General features: G+C 37.2%; 17 protein-coding genes, 1 pseudogene and 1 riboswitch. All 18 genes and pseudogenes read right to left on the bottom strand.

Annotated features, from left to right (window positions below; all coding sequences use genetic code 11):
• Positions 1–75 precede the first annotated feature (75 nt).
• The 18 genes and pseudogenes from C9J37_RS04960 to cobS all read right to left on the bottom strand — a co-directional run bounded on the left by C9J37_RS04960 (position 76) and on the right by cobS (position 18,352).
• Positions 76–276 (bottom strand): cold-shock protein, encoded by a 201-nt coding sequence (locus C9J37_RS04960; RefSeq protein WP_024360941.1) that lies wholly within the window; start codon positions 274–276, stop codon positions 76–78.
• A gap of 286 nt (positions 277–562) precedes the next feature.
• Entirely contained in the window at positions 563–1,138 is a 576-nt protein-coding gene (locus C9J37_RS04955) for a DNA-3-methyladenine glycosylase I (RefSeq protein WP_107894499.1), read from the bottom strand.
• Positions 1,139–1,488: 350 nt separating this feature from the next.
• Positions 1,489–1,680, bottom strand: coding sequence for a hypothetical protein (locus C9J37_RS04950; RefSeq protein WP_024360943.1), 192 nt, complete (start codon positions 1,678–1,680; stop codon positions 1,489–1,491).
• 572 nt (positions 1,681–2,252) lie between these two features.
• Positions 2,253–3,827, bottom strand: coding sequence for a right-handed parallel beta-helix repeat-containing protein (locus C9J37_RS04945; protein WP_107894498.1), 1,575 nt, complete (start codon positions 3,825–3,827; stop codon positions 2,253–2,255).
• 287 nt (positions 3,828–4,114) lie between these two features.
• A complete protein-coding gene (locus tag C9J37_RS04940) occupies positions 4,115–5,797 on the bottom strand; it encodes a methyl-accepting chemotaxis protein (RefSeq protein WP_107894497.1) in 1,683 nt (560 codons plus the stop codon).
• A gap of 578 nt (positions 5,798–6,375) precedes the next feature.
• Positions 6,376–7,929, bottom strand: coding sequence for a YndJ family protein (locus C9J37_RS04935; protein ID WP_107894496.1), 1,554 nt, complete (start codon positions 7,927–7,929; stop codon positions 6,376–6,378).
• Positions 7,898–8,509 carry a DUF4166 domain-containing protein gene (locus tag C9J37_RS04930; protein ID WP_107894495.1) on the bottom strand — a complete coding sequence of 204 codons (612 nt, stop codon included), beginning with the start codon at positions 8,507–8,509 and terminating at the stop codon, positions 7,898–7,900. The genes C9J37_RS04935 and C9J37_RS04930 overlap by 32 nt, the downstream gene beginning before the upstream one ends.
• The gene (locus tag C9J37_RS04925; protein ID WP_107894494.1) at positions 8,472–9,437 is read right to left on the bottom strand and encodes a DoxX-like family protein; all 966 of its coding nucleotides are present in this window, start codon (positions 9,435–9,437) and stop codon (positions 8,472–8,474) included. Before C9J37_RS04925 ends, C9J37_RS04930 begins: the two co-directional genes overlap by 38 nt.
• A gap of 154 nt (positions 9,438–9,591) precedes the next feature.
• Positions 9,592–10,116: a tubby C-terminal domain-like protein gene (locus tag C9J37_RS04920; protein WP_107894493.1), complete on the bottom strand. Its 525-nt coding sequence runs from the start codon at positions 10,114–10,116 to the stop codon at positions 9,592–9,594.
• Between the two features lie 112 nt (positions 10,117–10,228).
• Entirely contained in the window at positions 10,229–10,945 is a 717-nt protein-coding gene (locus tag C9J37_RS04915) for a toast rack family protein (protein WP_107894492.1), read from the bottom strand.
• A 242-nt stretch (positions 10,946–11,187) separates the two neighbouring features.
• Positions 11,188–11,460, bottom strand: a pseudogene (locus C9J37_RS04910) (multidrug ABC transporter ATP-binding protein); the annotation flags it as partial.
• A gap of 255 nt (positions 11,461–11,715) precedes the next feature.
• Entirely contained in the window at positions 11,716–12,756 is a 1,041-nt protein-coding gene (locus C9J37_RS04905) for a ribonucleotide-diphosphate reductase subunit beta (RefSeq protein ID WP_024360953.1), read from the bottom strand.
• Between the two features lie 12 nt (positions 12,757–12,768).
• A complete protein-coding gene (locus C9J37_RS04900; protein WP_107894491.1) occupies positions 12,769–14,982 on the bottom strand; it encodes a ribonucleoside-diphosphate reductase subunit alpha in 2,214 nt (737 codons plus the stop codon).
• Positions 14,983–15,142: 160 nt separating this feature from the next.
• A riboswitch (cobalamin riboswitch) is annotated at positions 15,143–15,331 on the bottom strand.
• A 107-nt stretch (positions 15,332–15,438) separates the two neighbouring features.
• Positions 15,439–16,125, bottom strand: a complete 687-nt coding sequence (locus tag C9J37_RS04895; protein WP_107894490.1) for a hypothetical protein — start codon at positions 16,123–16,125, stop codon at positions 15,439–15,441.
• A complete protein-coding gene (locus C9J37_RS04890) occupies positions 16,122–16,616 on the bottom strand; it encodes an ECF transporter S component (RefSeq protein ID WP_107894489.1) in 495 nt (164 codons plus the stop codon). Before C9J37_RS04890 ends, C9J37_RS04895 begins: the two co-directional genes overlap by 4 nt.
• A 46-nt stretch (positions 16,617–16,662) precedes the next feature.
• Positions 16,663–17,055 carry a bifunctional adenosylcobinamide kinase/adenosylcobinamide-phosphate guanylyltransferase gene (locus tag C9J37_RS04885; protein WP_107894488.1) on the bottom strand — a complete coding sequence of 131 codons (393 nt, stop codon included), beginning with the start codon at positions 17,053–17,055 and terminating at the stop codon, positions 16,663–16,665.
• A complete protein-coding gene (locus tag C9J37_RS04880) occupies positions 17,007–17,603 on the bottom strand; it encodes a histidine phosphatase family protein (RefSeq protein ID WP_107894487.1) in 597 nt (198 codons plus the stop codon). The genes C9J37_RS04885 and C9J37_RS04880 overlap by 49 nt, the downstream gene beginning before the upstream one ends.
• Positions 17,576–18,352 carry an adenosylcobinamide-GDP ribazoletransferase gene (gene cobS, locus C9J37_RS04875; RefSeq protein WP_107894486.1) on the bottom strand — a complete coding sequence of 259 codons (777 nt, stop codon included), beginning with the start codon at positions 18,350–18,352 and terminating at the stop codon, positions 17,576–17,578. The genes C9J37_RS04880 and cobS overlap by 28 nt, the downstream gene beginning before the upstream one ends.
• Between the last annotated feature and the right edge of the window lie 24 nt (positions 18,353–18,376).

The following is an 18,376-nucleotide window of genomic DNA, read 5'->3' as shown; positions in this document are numbered from 1 at the left end:
TATGATGATTATTTTAAATAAAGAAAAAAAGAAGCATTCTTAAAGAATGCCTCTTTTTACAAAACGATCGTTCAATTATAGTTTAACGATGTTTTTAGCTTGTGGTCCGCGGTTACCGTCTTCCACTTCAAATTCAACTTTTTGACCTTCGTCAAGTGATTTGAAACCTTCGCCTTGGATTGCTGAGAAGTGAGCGAATACGTCTGCTTCACCTTCAACTTCGATAAATCCAAAACCTTTTTCTGCGTTAAACCATTTTACTGTACCTTGTTTCATAAATAAAACCTCCAAAAAATAAATTAATAAACAATTTCTTCAAAAAAAAAATTCACCTATTATAAAAAGTACCGAAAAACACGATTACTTTTTGTAATAGGTGAATTCAATATTTTAAATCAAGAAATCTTATTATTAATTCCATTATATATGAGAACATCCTAATTGTCTAGTGAAATCGTATATTTAAAATATTGCAATAGTATTACTAGAACATATTAGTTTAGTTACTTATTTTTGACGTCCATCATTTCATCTATTATTACCCTTGTTATAAGCTATAAATTTAAGATTGTTCTAACGATTGCTCTTGTCGACAACCACAATCTACAATATGATCATTGACCATGCCGACTGCCTGCATAAATGAATAACAAATCGTGCTACCAACAAATTTAAAACCATCTTTTTTAAGCTGTTTGCTCATACGATCACTTAGCTCAGTTGTTACTGGTACATCAGCAATCGTTATCCAGTTATTCACAATAGGCTGATTGTCTACAAATGACCATATGTACTGTGAAAAGGAACCATGCTGTTGTTGGATACGTAGAAAGGCTTGTGCGTTCGTTACGACACTTGCTATTTTAAGCTTATTGCGTACGATACGTGTATCCTCTTTTAGTTCAGCCAACTTCTCTTCCGTATAGGAGACGATTTTAGCAGCATTAAATTGGTCAAAGGCCTCTCGGTAACCGTCTCTCTTTTGTAAAATTGTCCACCAGCTTAGACCTGCTTGTGCCCCCTCTAGACAAATCATTTCAAATAAGCGCTGATCGTCATAAATCGGCACGCCCCATTCCTTATCATGATAATCTACATATAATGGCTCGTCTAACTTTACCCATTCACATCTTTTCATCTTAACAACCTCCGACTATTTTTTATGTACTTTAAAATTGGCCTTGTCACATTCATCAGGTACAACATATCGAGCCTAAATACCTCCTTAGGCGTTTTGGCAGATGAATACGTCTTTGCACACCTCCTTCTTTATCTTTTATACGTTTAGAATAGTTCTAAGTTTCATTTTTTGTTTTATATAGTAAAAAATCACAGTTATTTTGTACACAACAAAAAAACTGTGATTTCTTCTTTATTTACATATATAATGATGTAAGCCTTATCATTTTGACTCACATGATTTTAATAATTTTTTCTATGCATAATATCAAGACACATCTTTCATCGCTTTGACTTAATGACTTGACATTAATTTAAATATGTATTGTTTGACGTATTTCGTTCGCGCTCATCTATTACTAGATGGATAATAAATGCTAGCTGTTGTTCAATTAACAGATTATTTTGATGAAATATATCAGCTATTGCAATTTTTTGACTATCTGCTAATTCAACTTTCTTTAGCATCATCATAATTTCTTCTTTCGAAAGCCCAAACATCTTTTCTCACCCCATTTCCAAATTCAAAAATATTTCATTATTCCAAAAACATTATCCAAAGGTCTAGTACTACAGACAGACAATATTATTAATGAACCATTTTTACTAATTATAGGATATAACCTACAAATTAAGCAATCTAAAAACTAAATTTTCTAACAATATTTTCTTCTACAAAAACAAACATTGCTATTTTGGATATAATATTACAAATATTTTAAATTTACTTCCGAATAAATTCCAAGTTTTCTCAACATAATGTATCGCGCACAAAAAATGGGCAATTTTCTTACAAAACAATACTTCTTATGTCGAATTCTATGAATCTTTGTCCATATTTTGCATGAAATATTCGTCCTCTTCAAGTATTTTATCTCGCAAAGGTCTTTCATCTTTCACACTTAAGATACTTTTATAGCATAGTAAAAAATGGTATATATATGGTATTAGACGTCCAACCCTACTGTTTATACCCCTTTTCTTATAATTGAAACCTCCATGTTTACCATTTGACTTGTAACAGACATAAAAAAAAGTAATTTCAAAAGTTTGAAACTACTCTTTTTCTTTTTTCAATCTTCAACATTGCTTCCGTTACATGTACTTAATTTATCGACAATTCGTTGTGTTTTTTTACTCGTTGCTTGTTGTAAGTCTATATGAATAATTCTTGAGGAGTCATCTTTTTGACACCTCCCCGCTTGCATTGGTCCCCGAATATATAATTGGCTCTGTTCCTGAACAACTGCCGCTGTTTTAACATTTGTTAAGTTGCTATTGACGAGTTCAAGAAGCGATTGATTGGTCATTGCCAAAAAAGTTCGCTCGGTGTCGTTGATTGCACAATTTTGGATGCGCCCCATTGACTTATCACACCAAAATATAGAATAAGGACTTTGTTTACATTGCGAGAATTGACTGTCCATTACTTCAACAATGGCATCAATACACGTAATTCCATTACCAACTATATGGTTAAAGGTACATTTGTTGGCAAAAAGACGCGCATTATTAATATAAATATGATGACTCTCTAATTCCTGTATGCGTGAATTTTTTACTGTGATTTTGGCATGATCATTTCCATAAATTCCACCTGTTTGCCCAAATTGAATGATGCATTGATCGAGCACAAGACCACTTGCATCAACAATTACGTGAAATTGTGTATGATGATGGATTGTACATTCTGTCATCATGACATCAGCTTCATTGAAAATAGTGATACCTGTCGTGCTGCCATTGGTCACCTGGCATTTTCGAATCTCAGCTTTACTATTCTCTATAAACAACTGTGGTTTTTTATGACCGAATAACTGACAATCATAGATAACAGCCTTTGATTTTTCACCTATATACAGTCCATTGCCATTACTTTTCGCAATGCGACTATCAGACGCTACAAGTTCGCTTTCATGGACAACGACATTAGTTTCAGCATGGTGCTTGATTTCACATTGATTGATTGTTAATTTTGAACCACTAAATACTTGGATTCCTACGTCTTTTCCTTCGTGAATAAGCGTGTTGACTAAAGAAATTGTACTGGATGCTGCAACGATTTGAGTTTTTTCATGCCCATGAATTTCACAATCCTCTATGACCATGTGAACGTTTCGTATGGCAAAAATTCCATTCATCGTGCCCTCTAGCAACATGCACTTCGACAATGAAATTTCACTATTTTGTGCAATGATTTGTGCTTTCGTATGCTGGTGTAATGTCGATTCAATCAGCATAACACTTGAACCATTATCTATCCGAATGCCAAATTGATTAGATGGTCCTGCCAGTATATCAACATTTTTCATCATTAAAGTGCCAAAGTTAACAGTGACTTGGGTACTTACTTGTTGCTTTTCAATGATGCAGTTTTCAAGCTGTAAATCCCCTTTCACATAAATGCCTTGGCCTTGACTAAATCGGATATTACGGATGTCCACATGCGTATGGTAACGAATAAACACGCCACCTTTAATCGTAACATCCCCTTTACCATAGAGCGTTAACCTTTTTGAAATCTCTATACTTTCTTCATAAATACCATCCCGAATTTCTATAACATCTCCAACTTCAGCGTCTTGCAGCGCCTGATTGATATTTTGATAACGATGCATTATACCTTTTTTTACTACAAGTATTGCCATCCTCATGCCTCCTGTCGTTTACATGTTGTACTTTATTAAGTACGCCATAAATCACCCTATTCATCCTATTTATATCCCCATTGAACTTACGATTATTCAATTTTAACCAAATAAATGACCATTTCCTCGTTTATCCATTGGAAAATCTATTTTCAAAAGATATTCACCAACAATTACTTATGAACATTAAAAAACCAGCAAGTAAGCGATACGTTCGCCTCTTACTGGTTTTGTTTATCGTAATTTGTTGTTTTCTTTCGGTGTTGTATCCAATCGGTTTATCTTATTTATAATTTAAATTTCCCAATAAGATCATTTAAGTTTTCAGCCATTTCAGCTAGATGACTTGAACTATTTTTTATTTCGTCCATTGAGCTAGCGGTTTGTTCTATCGTTGCTGAAGTTTCTTGAATACCTGCAGCTGACTGCTCAGACACAGCGGCAATTTCATCCACTGATTTATTAATAGTCATCGTATTTTGTACAACTTCTTCTAGCTTTGTTGACATATTGACGATGCTCGATGACATGGAATAGACAGCATTTGCAATTTCACTAAATGTCTCATTCGTCGAAACAATTTGTGTTGTACCTTTTGCAACTTCTCCATATCCTTTTTCGAGAGAAGATGTCACAACGGTTGAATCATCTTGGATTATTTGAATTATACTTGTAATTTCACTAATAGATGAAGATACTTGCTCTGCTAGTTTTCGAACTTCATCTGCTACTACTGCGAATCCTTTGCCATGCTCTCCTGCACGTGCCGCTTCAATCGCTGCATTTAACGCCAGTAAATTTGTTTGCGCTGCAATATCATGAATTACCGCAATAATTTTAGATATTTCCTGTGTTTGTTTATTTAATTCATCTAGCTTTTCAACTGAATCTTTCACAATATAGTCAATTGTCATCATTTGTTGTGTAGAAGCTTCCATAAGTCCTTTCCCTTCTTCTGTTAGCTTCATCACAGATTCAGAAAACTGATAGACATCTCTACTACTTTGATTGACATCGGTTACTTTACTTGAAAAATCCGTCATACTTGTTGCCACATCAGATGCATTACTCGCTTGCACTTCCGTTCCGTTGGCAATTTCTTCAACTGTATCTACCACTTGCTCTGTCCCCTCTTTTACTTCTGTAGCAGATTGCATTAGTTCCTCACTATGGGCGGCAACCTCATTTGACACCGTTTGAATATGTTTTAATAACTTATTTAAAATTTGGGACATCGTATTTGTTGCTTCGGTTAATTGCCCTATTTCATCTTTTGATGTTACATTTAGTGCAGGTTCACTTAAATCCCCTTCTGTAATTTTCTTCATGCGATTTGTAATTAAAATAATAGGCTTTGAAATAATACGAGCGCTGAATAATGCAATGATAATGGCGATAAAGACAATGCTTATTCCTACAATAATACTTATAGTTTGCTTACGCTCCCCATCAGTAATAAGTGTATCTCCTACAGCATTTATTGATTGTTTCCGTTGTGCTGCTAATGCCTCGTATCCCTCACGAATTTCCGTCGCTTTTTCATCCATTGCAGCTAAATTATGTATGGCTAATTCCTTATTTCCTTGATCGTATACATCAAATACCTCGTTTTGAACATAGCTACTCCATTCTTTTGCCATATCAGCATACTTGTTAAATTCCGCTGATTCAGCAATAGCTAGTCGTATTTTTTCATTGGCAAGCGCTCGTTCTACATTTTCATCATAAATTGTTTTATATTTTTCATTGCCGGATAATACATAGCCCCTTGCTGTGGCAATTCTTAAGCCAATGGTAGATGCTAACTCATAATCAGCAATTAATAATTGCAACTCCTCATCCACAATTTGTTCTGTGGCTTGGTTACTTTGTGCGATTTCATAAAAATTGAAACCAATATATAAAACAATAACGGCAACAACAATACTAAATGAAAATACAATTCTTTTGCTAATCGATTTAAAATTCATTTGTTAATTTCTCCTTCTTATTATCGTTTTTTGGCAATCCCCTTCAATTATTCTATTTCTTCTCTAAAAAATAACAGGTAATCGGTAAAAAAATTTAACTGTATTGCTTAATATTAGTAATCTACCATTTTTAAAAAGCTTTAGGATGAAATAATATTATTTCTTATAATTAGTTGAATAAAACAGAGGTTTCTTTGTGTTTTTTAGCATCCTTTTGATTTTCAACATCATTTTCCCTTCTATTGGATTATGATTTTTACAAAAAAGAAAAATTCATAAACAAGACTTTTTACTTACATAGCTTGCTTATTCTAGTTAAAAAATTCAATTTTATCGGGACTTGAATCTAATATTCGCAAAAAAGGGACTAAGTCGATAGTATATTTTCTCTATACTGTTAAGTTGTAAATTGAATGCTCTTTCTTTGCAAATACAAATAGAAAACGAAACGAATTATGCAACTGCTCTCAGTAGCAGATAATAGTACTTACAGCAAAAAAGTGTTAAATCGACATTCGTCAATCTAACACTTCTTCTCTTTCTTTCGCTTATTTTTTTATTATTTTAAAATAATGAATTTATATTCGTTCTATTTGATAATCTATTCGTAAAAAAGACAATCCAAAAATGCGCATCGTATGTATCGCCGTTAAAGTTGTATCATTTTTAGCAGTAATCGTAAAATGCTCATTTAAGGGCAGTCTCAATATATGTTGTTTGAATGCTAAATATATACCTGCTTCCCCAGTTTTGGAGCTTATTATATGTAATTTTCCGTCTTGCTCATATACATATAAAATACCTATCATAGTTGAAAAAGGTAATGGTAATGCAATATTCATATACGTTGTTTGATTGGTCGTATGTTGTGAGTAAATGGCTACGAATATCGTCTGCTCGTTTATTTTACGAATCCAAGCACGTGGAGCAAGGCGACCATCCTGTCGTTCATCTACTTTCACAATAACACCATTCATGTCCACTGGTTGACTGGATAGCGGCAAATTAAGCTGTTGCATCCAACGGCTAATGCCTTGATAGATGAATGCAAATGGTTTAAACCATAATCGCCATTGTACCGAAGCATTTAGACGATAATTAGTCGTTTGCTCATAAAAATGTGGAATAATTTGCGGAAGTTTCCTTGTATCTACAAAATCTTGCAGTGCATCAACTAAACCGCTATGCGGCTCTTCCAGAGGCTGTAGTTTCCCCCGTATACGACTCACCGGAAACGTAAAAGGCTGATGTGAAGATTTTGGGACGTCCATCCCCCACGCTATTACCCCTATCAATCCAAACAACAGACAATTCGCTAAACCATGATAGGTTAACATGTCGGGAATACTTATAATCGACGTGCCAGTAAAATTTCCAATAGCATAAAGAAAAGACCCTAAAATTGTCAAACATAATGAGCCGTAAGAAATCCTCAATAGTACCCCCTGTCTCTTAGGCATAGTTGTCTTCAACGACAGTGCAAACAAGCAGTAGATGGCAAATATATAAAGGGCAACTGATACAATTTCAATGATTGTCGAAAACGTAATTCCAAGTGCAACTAGCAATGGTCCTGTTAGTAAGATTATGACGACTGCATTGTACCATTTGCTTGTATGGAAACGTCCAAATAAACCAATTGATATAGCCAATAGACAAGCTGAATAGTGAAAATGGATTGCAGTTAACCATGTAATTAACGATGAAAATCCTGTATCTATTTCTGCTATAAAGGCAAAGAACCATAGACCTCCGATAAATAAATAGAGGAGCCCAATATCGATAGCGATTTCAGCAATGTTCGTAAAACCTCGCTGTAAAAAGCGAGTCACACCTTGGAATGCAATATAAGCTGTATAGACGACATATAAACAAGCTAAGAAAATCGCGAACTCACGATTAATAGAAAAATGTAAAATCGTTACAACAAGCATCATGGCGATGATAATGGTATGACCTATTTTGTTGAAAGGAACGACCATTTTTAGCATTGCAGGGACCAATACAAGTTGCGCAAAAGTAAGTAATAGTAAATAATGTGGTTGCATGCTAAACAGATAGCAACACAGCATAAGTATCCAACCTATTAATAACACGGGACTAAAGAGATTTTTGCGTAAATTCCCCAGCATACATCATTAACCTCCCAATAAGCGGATTATAAATCGATACGTGAATTGTAAAAACTTCTCTGTACTCATCATAGCCTTCCTCGACAATAACGCGTCCTTCTAGCTGTTGCGGTATCGCCCATTCTAGCCTAGACATAACAAATCGTTGTGGCCCTGAGCGAATAATTAATTTCCCTTCTCTTGTCACTGAAAACAGTAAATCTGAATAAAAAAGAGCTGGTGAGCCTAAGTAATCTTTGACAATTTTTTTAATTGGATCAACCGTCATCCTCGCATCAAAATGCCTTATCTTGCGATTAAAATAAAAAGAACGTTCCCATATAACCTCCAATTCTCCATTGGGCATTTGTCGACATGTATTACTGATAGTAAAGGGGATATCCTTTCCTGACTCAGGAAATAAAAACCTAAACTTGGCAGCCATCACATAAAAGGGACGCATCCATTTTGCTCCTGACTGTATATCATGCATCACGCCTAGCGCATTAAACGTTTGACCTACTGGCAATGCATAGCGCTGTTGTAGTTTTGGATGGAGTCTTTTAAAGTCCTCTCCTAATAACGTTTGATAGATGGTCAATTTTTTTCCCTCGCTTTCGTTTACAACTTGCCGCACTAGGTAAATCTTTACTAAGAACAAATCCTATAATGGATAAGACCCATAATGCGCCATTTAATGTGACTGGGTTGAATGGTGCCATTGCAATATCAGTATCTACTAGCACAGCACTGAGCGTTAAGAGTGGGAATAACATGATTTGCAGCCCAAAGAGCAGCCGCTTTCCTCTAGGTACTAACCAGCAAAGCGCAAATAGCATCTCTGCCACACCAATCCAATAAACGAGTGAATTTGCATTTGCTAAATTGCGGTCATTAGCAGTATTCACCTGTGTCAACGAATGTTCTACCATCATCACTTCCAGAGGATGTTGGAACAATACTTTAGGTATTAGTCCATGATACAACCAAACGAAGCAAAATAGTGCGCTAATAAGCATTGTTAGAAAAAAGCGTCGATATTGCGCAGATGGATTTTCTCCCTTCTCTAGCCACCTTTTCAATACATCAAAACTAAGTGCTGTTGCCCATCCCATTAATGGACGAAATACCAAGTCAAATAGCAAACCCCATTTACCATAGCGCACTTCATAATCATATTGCGTTAAAAAAGTTAATGCTTGTTTCTTCGGAATATACTTCCAATACCCTTTGCCCTCTGCAATTGGTGATATTTTTTGTGGCGTCCCAAAATGCAAAGAAGATATTTTAACGCCATCTTTCGTCAAATGTTCCCCTTTACTTTCTCCCCACCCACTCACTGTTAAACCAGGCATCACTTTTGTTTCATAAGTAAAGCGTTGCAGATTTGAAAGCTCTTGTTCTTTATATGTAATAGATGTAAAGCGTAAATCCCACTGTTCATGCAACTTTGGATTTTGAGTATAATGCCAGGCATCCTCAATCGGTGCTTGTATATCAATTTCAACGTAAATCGGCTTTTTCTTCATCCTACTCACTCCTCGAAGTATAAATTTCAAACAATGATTGTAAGTATGGAAACTTCTTAGCTAATTTTACTATAATTAACATTATAATAGTGCAATAACGATGAAGTTGATTACATCAAAAAACACCTCTCATTTCTAAAAGGTGCTTTTCACACTATGCTCCAACAAATAAGACAGCCTGTCCTATTGCAATAAAAAATGCTTCATGTTGAATCGGGCTCGTTGCTTCAATTTCCAGCGTAATATCAAAATGTGTTTCTTGATAAACCGCTTGCCAGCGTGCAATTGGCTGTTCATTCAACGTAAAAACAGACCAGCCTTCCATCTCCTTATTCAGCATTATTTTTTGTTGACCATCTGTTATGATTAAATCTGGAATCATGATTTGCCAGCCGTCATAGGCAATCATATAGTCTTTTCCTGTTACAAAGTCCTTGCCTTTGAAATGTACACGCCCACGTCGCGATACTTTTTTACAGGAGAAAAGACGCTGTCCGTCCACTGTGCTGACATCAAATTGTACAAAATATCGATAATCCATCGTATGGTCAAAAGCTTTTTTTAATCCATTGGAGTAAATCCGCTGTACAGTTGATGAGACGTTTCCTTCCTCATTCACTATTTGAACTACTTTCGTCGATTCAATCGTTACAGGTTGTTTATATGTAAAAATTCTCAATCCGTTCGCTCCTTCAATTACTCTTGCTTTCTTTAAGCTAACATAAAATAAGCGTCAAATACAATTCACCTGTTGTATTTGACGCTTAAATTGATAGTATTGTCGTAGGTAGTTACTTATCTAGTTTGAATGTAACGTCGCCTACGCCTAACTCTGAGTTCACCTCAAGCACTATATCTGCCTTTTCATACGCCTCATTAACAAATACCCCTTTACCTTTTGCAATAAAGCCTTCTAGATTCATCGAACCAATGCCTTTTTCTGTCGTTATTTTTACACCGACTTCTGATGGTAAAATGACCGTAGTTTGCCCAACACCCGTTTCAATATTTGTTTTGAAGCTTTTTTTCCAATCGCCACCTAAGTCAACATTTAGGTCTCCTACCCCTGTTTCAATATCTAATTTTTCAAGTTTCAGTCCTCGTAAATCAAGCATTGCTTTTGATGCACCTGTCTCTATCGAAAGGTCCATTGGAATGTCTTCATTTAATTGGACATCCCATAAATTTTTTATATTCCCCATTTTTACTTTACTAGAGCCTTTATGTTCAATCTCGATTTCACCTGTATTGCCACGTAGCTTATAATTCACTTCTGGAGCTAATTTATTAATATTATACTGCGCACTACCTTCTAGCCACTCTTTTGCACCTTTTGAAACCGTCATTTCCCCAACACCTAGATTTATTTCAACATCTAATTTTTGCGCATCATCTTTTTTTATCTGAAAGGTATCTTCTTTTTCCTTCTCTGGAATAAAAGAAAAACAACCACTTAAAACGAGCAACGAGCCACACATCATGAAAGCTAAGACCAATATTTTTTTCACATTTATTTCCTCCTACTTTTTCATATCCCATTCATTTCATTTTAACTGATTCTCGATATATGAAAACGACCCTTGGCTTTAACTTCGTCTAAGACCTAAGACGTAGCCATAGTCATTTTCTTTACCATCTATATGCGACTACTTGTCAAAATTGAACCCTCCATCTTATTCAGTGCGCTTAAGATGGAGGGTTCTTTAATAAGAGTAGCTATTCATTTTTTAATAGGAAACTTTAAAGGGTTTTATACACTTGGCTCTTCTTGTTCTAACAGTAGTTTTTGCTGTAGGTAGTTGTAGATTCCTTGTTGTTGCATCAGTTGTTGATGGTTACCTTGTTCAACAATTTCGCCTTGTTGAATAACGAAAATTTGATTGGCATTTTCAATCGTTTTCAAACGGTGTGCAATCACAAAACTTGTGTGCCCTTGCATTAAATGTTGTAATCCTTTTTGAATATCAACCTCTGTTTGCGTATCAACGCTAGATGTGGCTTCATCCAAAATTAAAATATCAGCGCATTTATAAGGCCCTAAATACCTCCCTAACTGTTTAACTACTTGCATTCTTTCGTCTCCGTTCCTTGGGCGTGACAGGCACTCAAACAATTTTCTGGTTAGAAAGTAAAATCCACTTGGACTTCTGCGGGAACTCACATACAGAAAGTCACAACATACGGCGCAAAAGCGGGAGTTGTGGCTTACATAATGCTACGCAAAAGCCAAGTGGATAGAGTGACAGGCACTCAAACAATTATATTATATTATATTAAATTATAAGTCATCGAAGCCGTTATCTTCTACATTGACTTTTACATATTGACGGGATCGTTGCTCAAAGAAATCTGTCTTTCCTAAGTCTACATCCTCGTATGCTTTAATCCATTTTAATGGATTTTTTCGATAACCCTCAAACGGACGCTCTACCCCTAGTTGGTGGCAACGTACATTCGCATAAAAATGGACATAATCATGGACATCTTCCACATCAAGTCCTTCAATTTTTTCACCTATGACTTCATTTGCCCAATCGATTTCAAGTTGAACCGCTTCACGGAAAATCTCTTGCACACGCGCCGCTCGTTCTGGTGTATCATATTCAGGAAATTCTGCTAGCAATTCCTGATAGATTTTCACAAATAAATCCACATGTAGCTGTTCATCACGGTTGATATAATTGATCATCGTTGACGAAGCGACCATTTTTTGATTGCGCGCTAAATGATAGAAGAAGGCAAAACCAGAATAGAAAAATAAGCCTTCTAAAATAACATCATAGACAATGGCCTCTAACATATTTTCAACGTTTGGTTCCTCTGCAAATGCTTGATAGCCTTTCATCACAAAATCATTGCGACGCTCTAACACTGGCTCTGTGCGCCAAAAGTCAAATGTACGGTCTTGTTCATCTTTATTTACAATACTGGATAAAACATAAGAATAGGAATGATTATGAATCACCTCTTGTTGCGCTAAAATAATCATTAAGGCATTAAGGCTCGAATCCGTTAAATAGTCCGCCACTTTGCCTGCAAAATCCGTTTGTACACTGTCTAGCAGCGCCAGTAAGCCAATAATTTTCAAAAATGATTCCTGTTCATCCGCTGATAATGTTGGAAATTGTTTGACATCATTGCTCATATTAATCTCAAAAGGTGTCCAAAAGTTCCCAAGCATTTTTTTATATTTTGGGTACGCCCAACTAAAACGCACGTCATCCCAGTTTAAAATATTAGAAGAGCGCCCGTTTACAATGGCTGTCGAACGGTTCGGCGCCTCCTTATCCATCATTTTTCGTTTCGTAATTGTTGTCATTTTCTATTCCTCCTAGCTTGCACAAGACTCACATTCTAGCAATTCAACAGATGTTGAACGCACATAATAAGTCGTTTTTACGCCACTTGCCCAAGCATTAAGATGTAAAGCAAGTAAGTCTTTTGCCTGTATCGTATTTTGCACATATAAATTAAGCGAAATGCCTTGGTCAATATGACGGGCACGTGCCGCATTTTGTTTAATCGTCCAGTTTTGATCGATAAAGTAAGCAGACTTATAATACCAAGTCGTTACGGATGATAAGTCCGGTACTGTAACAGGAATTTTGTAATCCTTTTTCTCCTCGGAGTAACTCTTTTGGAAAATCGGATCAATCGTTGCCGTACTGCCTGCCAAAATAGATGTCGATGAATTTGGTGCTACTGCCATTACATACCCATTGCGCATTCCATAATTTGCGACATCCGCACGCAAAGCTTGCCACTTGTCACTGTTGTAGCTACGCTTTTCAAAATAAGCACCTGTTTGCCAGTCAGAGCCCTCAAATAATGGGTAAGCACCTTTTTCGCGCGCAAGTGCACTCGATGCACGAATCGTTAAATACGCAATATGCTCGTATAATTTATCAGCATAGTCAACTGCCTCATCCGACTCCCATTGAATTTCCTTTAAGGCAAGTAAATGATGCCAACCAAATGTCCCTAGCCCAATTCCACGATAACGAGCATTAGTACGCTCGGCTTGTTTCACAGGAATAGTATTTAAGGCAATAACATTATCTAACATGCGCACTTGAATCGGTATTAAACGCTCTAACACACCAGCCGGAACAGCCTTTCCTAAATTGACAGAAGATAAATTACATACAACGAAATCTCCAGGCTTACGACGTGTCACAATCACATCATCTTCTAACGTAATGGATTCGAATTGCGTCGGCGACATGTTTTGGAAAATTTCAGTACATAAATTTGAACTATAAATCATCCCTTCATGCTTATTTGGATTCATACGATTTACTTCATCGCGGTAAAACATAAAGGGTACACCTGTTTCCAACTGTGAACGCATAATACGCTTCATAATATCGATTGCCGGCACCACTTCTCGACTTAATAGTGGATTGGCAATGCACGACGCATATTTATCTCGGAAAGAGCCTTGTCCTTTTTGCTCATCATAACAATCTTCGAGTGAGAAGCCCATTACCTCACGTACTTCATGTGGGTCAAATAAATGCCACTCTCCACGCGCTTCGACCGCTTCCATAAAAATATCCGGTAAACATAAACCAGTAAAAATATCATGTGCGCGTAATCGTTCGTCTCCATTATTTAAACGTAAATCTAAAAACGTAAAGACATCTTTATGCCAAACATCTAAATAAACGGCGATTGCGCCTTGGCGTTGACCAAGCTGATCCACTGACACCGCTGTATTATTGAGCTGTTTGATCCATGGCAGTACCCCACTAGATGCGCCTTTAAACCCTTTGATAGAGGAGCCACGACTACGGATTTTCCCCATGTAAACGCCTATACCGCCTCCGTATTTCGATAATGTTGCAACATCGGTGTTCGTATCATAAATACTTTGTAAACTATCATCTACCGTATCAATAAAGCAGCTTGAAAGCTGGCCATGTGTTTTTCCGGCATTTGACAATGTTGGTGTTGCAACCGTCATATATAAATTACTCATCGCCCAATACGATTCTCGTACTTTTTCTAAGCGGTTTTCCGTTTCATCTTGCATCAATGTCATTGCAATGACCATCCAACGCTCTTGCGGTAATTCTACAGGTGTTTTCGTATAATCACGCACAACATAGCGGTCCATTAACGTTTTTAAACCGATATACGTAAACAGTTCATCACGACTCTGTTCAAGATAAGACGCAAGCTCGACTAGCTCTCGTTCACTATACTTCGTCGTTAAACAGTCATGATAAAGCCCTGCCTCGGTATAGCGCGCAAGTTGCTCTGGAAATACCTTATAGACATCTTCCACTCCAACACCACGACGTGTGGCAAATTGATCATATAATTTTTCTAAGTAAATTTGCGCAGCAACAAATGTCCAATATGGCTCTTCCTCATCAATAAGACTAAGTGTTTGTAAAATCATCGCATCCGCCCAAGCTTCAAATGTTGCATTGTCATTTTTTCGTAGCCATCTATCCGATAATCTTACAAAGCTTTCAAGCTCCTCCTCTGTGTAACTTTTCTTTAACTTAGCCATCTGCTGTTCGATTTGAATTGTCATATTCCCATTCTCTCCCTTTCTATCAGCGCACACAAAAAAGCGATTACACACCCTGTTTCGGTTGCGTAATCGCTGTAAAATCAGAAATGGAAATGAAGGACATGTACACATCGAAGTGGACAAATCTCTCGCCTCCACTTCTCAATCCCCGAAGATGTGTTGCTGTCTTGAACAACTCGGCAGGTCTCCTGGCTCATGCTTCCTTCAAATAATTGCCTTCCCGTTCTTTCACAGTGGCATCCTAATTATTTGTCAGCACTTACAGTTGCGGGGACAGCTTCGGCTTTAGATATCTCTATTTCCGAATTCCCTTTTAAACCATACTGGTACCGCTTGTCCAATATACTATATATAGTGTTTTAACTCCTAAACAAATCTAACATATTGTGTTTAACGTTTCAATAGGCGTTTTGCCCCTTGTATTCTCGAAAACGCTACTTTTGCTCGAAGCAAGCCCTATTCCAATGCAGTTTTACGCAGTTTCTCAAAATTTCTAGTAAAAATTTTTTGTGCCAGTTGCTCTTTTTCTGGATTAATTCCTAGTAAAATTACCGCACATGGCCCTGCTGTTTTTCCTACATCCAACGAACTTTTAATTTGTTGCTGATCAAAAAGTCTTAAAAATTCTGCTTGTAAGCCTTGAGAACCTACCGGCCAAACTTGTTGCACAATTTCCTCGCGCCAAGCTTGGTAAATGGGTTGTAGTTGGGCCACATCTTCAGGCTGCGCAAGCACTTCATTGCCAACGAGTGGCAGTCCATACGTATACCAAATCAGGTTGTCACGAGCAAATGGCGACCTTGTTTGCATTTCACCTAACATTGTTACAGATAATCCCGATTGCACAGTCGGCATATTGGATTCTGAACTGCCATTTACAGGTGGACATGGTAGACCTGCTTCTTCAAAGACTTGCGCAAGTCCTACGACATAACGAGACCACGCCTCATCGCCTGAAAAGTTGGCAAGAATAATATGACTGGGTAGGGCATCGGCTGCAAGCTGTTCTAGAAAAGTGACACGCCCAGTTAAATAAGCCGTTAATGTATCCGGCGCCGATACGACATCTTGAGGCTTTTCTCCGATGGCTGCAGCATTATCCGTTGTAACAATCAGATTCCCTATTTTTACTGCATTTCTCAATTTGCTCGTCCCGCCTTACGAACAAACACTTTTGAGAGTATCGGCATCACGACAGCGACAATCAATAAATTAATGACAGTTGCCATGAAAATACTCGCTAATGAGCCCCAGAAAAACGCTGGACTAATGATGAAATAAAATGGGAGTGGTGCGATCACACCATTCAATATAAGCGCTACCGGCCATTTCCAAAAATGCATACCTTTTTTGTGCATCACACCGAATAGCCATACCACAATAAACATTTCGACCGCAATAATAAGATGCAAAGGTCCATATGGTAAGCTAGATGTCAATGCTGTAATCAAATGACCTATTAACCCTGCTATCCCGGCCAATACAGGTGATAAAAATGCAACGCTTAAAAATGCTGGCGCTGAGTCGAGTGCCGCCGATGATACAAAAGACGGAATTTTAATAACTGCCCCAACTGCACAAATCGCTGCAACCATGGCGGTTAATGTCAAACTCATTAATTTTTGTCGATTCATTCCATTTCCTCTTTTCTACAAGTATTCTACAGAAGCATAAACTCGTTTATTTAATACGTTCTGCAATGCCATACCAAATACGATTTACTTGTTTTGCTTCTGCAAATAACGCCTGATACAAGCGACCACACGTGTCACGCAATAGTCTTGCTTGCTTTTCCATCGGTACAACACCACGTCCCATATCGGTTACAATCATATACACTACACAGTTTTTTTCAAGGCTTTTTAGTGTTGTCAAAATGTGCTGGATAATGGCTTCATCTTCCTCCAAATTGTGTTTTATGAGCCATTGTTCTAAATTTTTAATAATCAGTGCATCACAATCAGGTGCAACATCTGGTAGATCGCCATCAATTACCATATAGTGATAATCTTTCAGTACTCGCTCTACATAAGCGGTTTTTCCGTTATAGGCTCCTCCGATAAAGACATGCATCTAGCTCCCTCCTTCCAAGCTGTTCTGGAAAACGTTAGCGTAAATAGGCGATTATGGGGTGCTTGATATGACCAAAAATCCTCTTGTTGTGGAGCAAATGCAACAAGTAACGCTCGCACCACCCCACCATGAACGACGAGATAATAGTCATCCTCATCTTTTGGTAATGCTAAAAAACCTGCAACTACTCGCTCACAAAACTGATCAAATCTTTCACCGTTTGGTGGCGCATTTTTCATTGGGTCATCTAACCATCTACGGTACCGATAATCTGTCTTTAATTGGTCATATGTTTTGCCTTCAAAATCACCAAAATTCGTCTCTCGAAATCTTGCATCGGCTATATAGCTAGCTTGTGGAAAATAACATTTCGCCGTTTCTTGACAACGACGTAAATCACTGCCATATACTTTTCTGACAGAATCATTGACTATTGGAAGCGCCGACGCCTGTGCTAAGGAAGAATCTGTCCAGCCAATATAACGCTTTTCCACATTTTCTTTTGTTGGTGCATGTCTCATTAAACGAACAGTAACAATGTCACCCATAGCACAACCTCCATTCCTTCGATTGAAGCACCTAGCAAGTCCCCAGAAACTCCGCCAAAATTACGCACTGTAAACTGCCGAAACAATACAAATGCAATGACTAAAACGACCATTAACAGCAATGGCACTATAGAAAAGCTTGAAACTACGAACACACCACAATAGGCAAGTAAAAGCGTAAGTAACATCAAACTTGTCAGTAAACGATGATGTATATGTGTTTTAAAAAAATAAGCAAGTCCTTTTTCCTTCGAACATTGTAACGATAGAAAATAGAAACTCATTCCTACACGTGTCAATAAAGGGATAAAGACAAGCATCCATAATGAAAGTTTGTTCTGTACAAAAAGTTCATGTAGCACAACGAATTTTCCCAACACTAGAAATAACACAGATAGTACACCAAATGCCCCAACTCGCGGATCATCTAATATTTCAAGTCGCTTGTCCCGATCGCGATAAGAAAAATAAGCATCCCCCATATCGATAAAACCGTCTAGATGCAAGCCTCCTGAAAATAATGCAAATAAACCGATAATCATAAAAGTTAAGAGGACTTCACTGCTGGCTGTCCATTGTGTTAAACAGTAGATTATCGCTGCAACAACAGCTCCCATCAGCGCCCCTATCCAAGGTAAAAATGCAAACATTCCGGTAATTGTCCGTTTAGTTAACGGAATTTCTTTATGTACAGGCAAAACTGTAAAAAATTGAAATGCCAGCAATATACTGTGCCATATAGTTTTCATCGCCTTGCCTTCTTTCTTTCGTGT

Origin of the sequence: Lysinibacillus mangiferihumi, assembly GCF_003049665.1 — a bacterium.
Lineage (GTDB): Bacteria > Bacillota > Bacilli > Bacillales_A > Planococcaceae > Lysinibacillus > Lysinibacillus mangiferihumi.
This window is presented reverse-complemented; position numbering and strand designations above follow the sequence as displayed.

Coding starts and splice junctions, on each gene's coding strand:
- C9J37_RS04950 (WP_024360943.1), bottom strand. CDS start 1,680: ATGTTTGGGCTTTCGAAAGAAGAAATTATGATGATGCTAAAGAAAGTT.
- C9J37_RS04940 (WP_107894497.1), bottom strand. CDS start 5,797: ATGAATTTTAAATCGATTAGCAAAAGAATTGTATTTTCATTTAGTATT.
- C9J37_RS04925 (WP_107894494.1), bottom strand. CDS start 9,437: ATGAAGAAAAAGCCGATTTACGTTGAAATTGATATACAAGCACCGATT.
- C9J37_RS04890 (WP_107894489.1), bottom strand. CDS start 16,616: ATGAATCGACAAAAATTAATGAGTTTGACATTAACCGCCATGGTTGCA.
- C9J37_RS04960 (WP_024360941.1), bottom strand. CDS start 276: ATGAAACAAGGTACAGTAAAATGGTTTAACGCAGAAAAAGGTTTTGGA.
- C9J37_RS04945 (WP_107894498.1), bottom strand. CDS start 3,827: ATGGCAATACTTGTAGTAAAAAAAGGTATAATGCATCGTTATCAAAAT.
- C9J37_RS04885 (WP_107894488.1), bottom strand. CDS start 17,055: ATGCATGTCTTTATCGGAGGAGCCTATAACGGAAAAACCGCTTATGTA.
- C9J37_RS04880 (WP_107894487.1), bottom strand. CDS start 17,603: ATGGGTGACATTGTTACTGTTCGTTTAATGAGACATGCACCAACAAAA.
- cobS (WP_107894486.1), bottom strand. CDS start 18,352: ATGAAAACTATATGGCACAGTATATTGCTGGCATTTCAATTTTTTACA.
- C9J37_RS04900 (WP_107894491.1), bottom strand. CDS start 14,982: ATGACAATTCAAATCGAACAGCAGATGGCTAAGTTAAAGAAAAGTTAC.
- C9J37_RS04955 (WP_107894499.1), bottom strand. CDS start 1,138: ATGAAAAGATGTGAATGGGTAAAGTTAGACGAGCCATTATATGTAGAT.
- C9J37_RS04905 (WP_024360953.1), bottom strand. CDS start 12,756: ATGACAACAATTACGAAACGAAAAATGATGGATAAGGAGGCGCCGAAC.
- C9J37_RS04935 (WP_107894496.1), bottom strand. CDS start 7,929: ATGCTGGGGAATTTACGCAAAAATCTCTTTAGTCCCGTGTTATTAATA.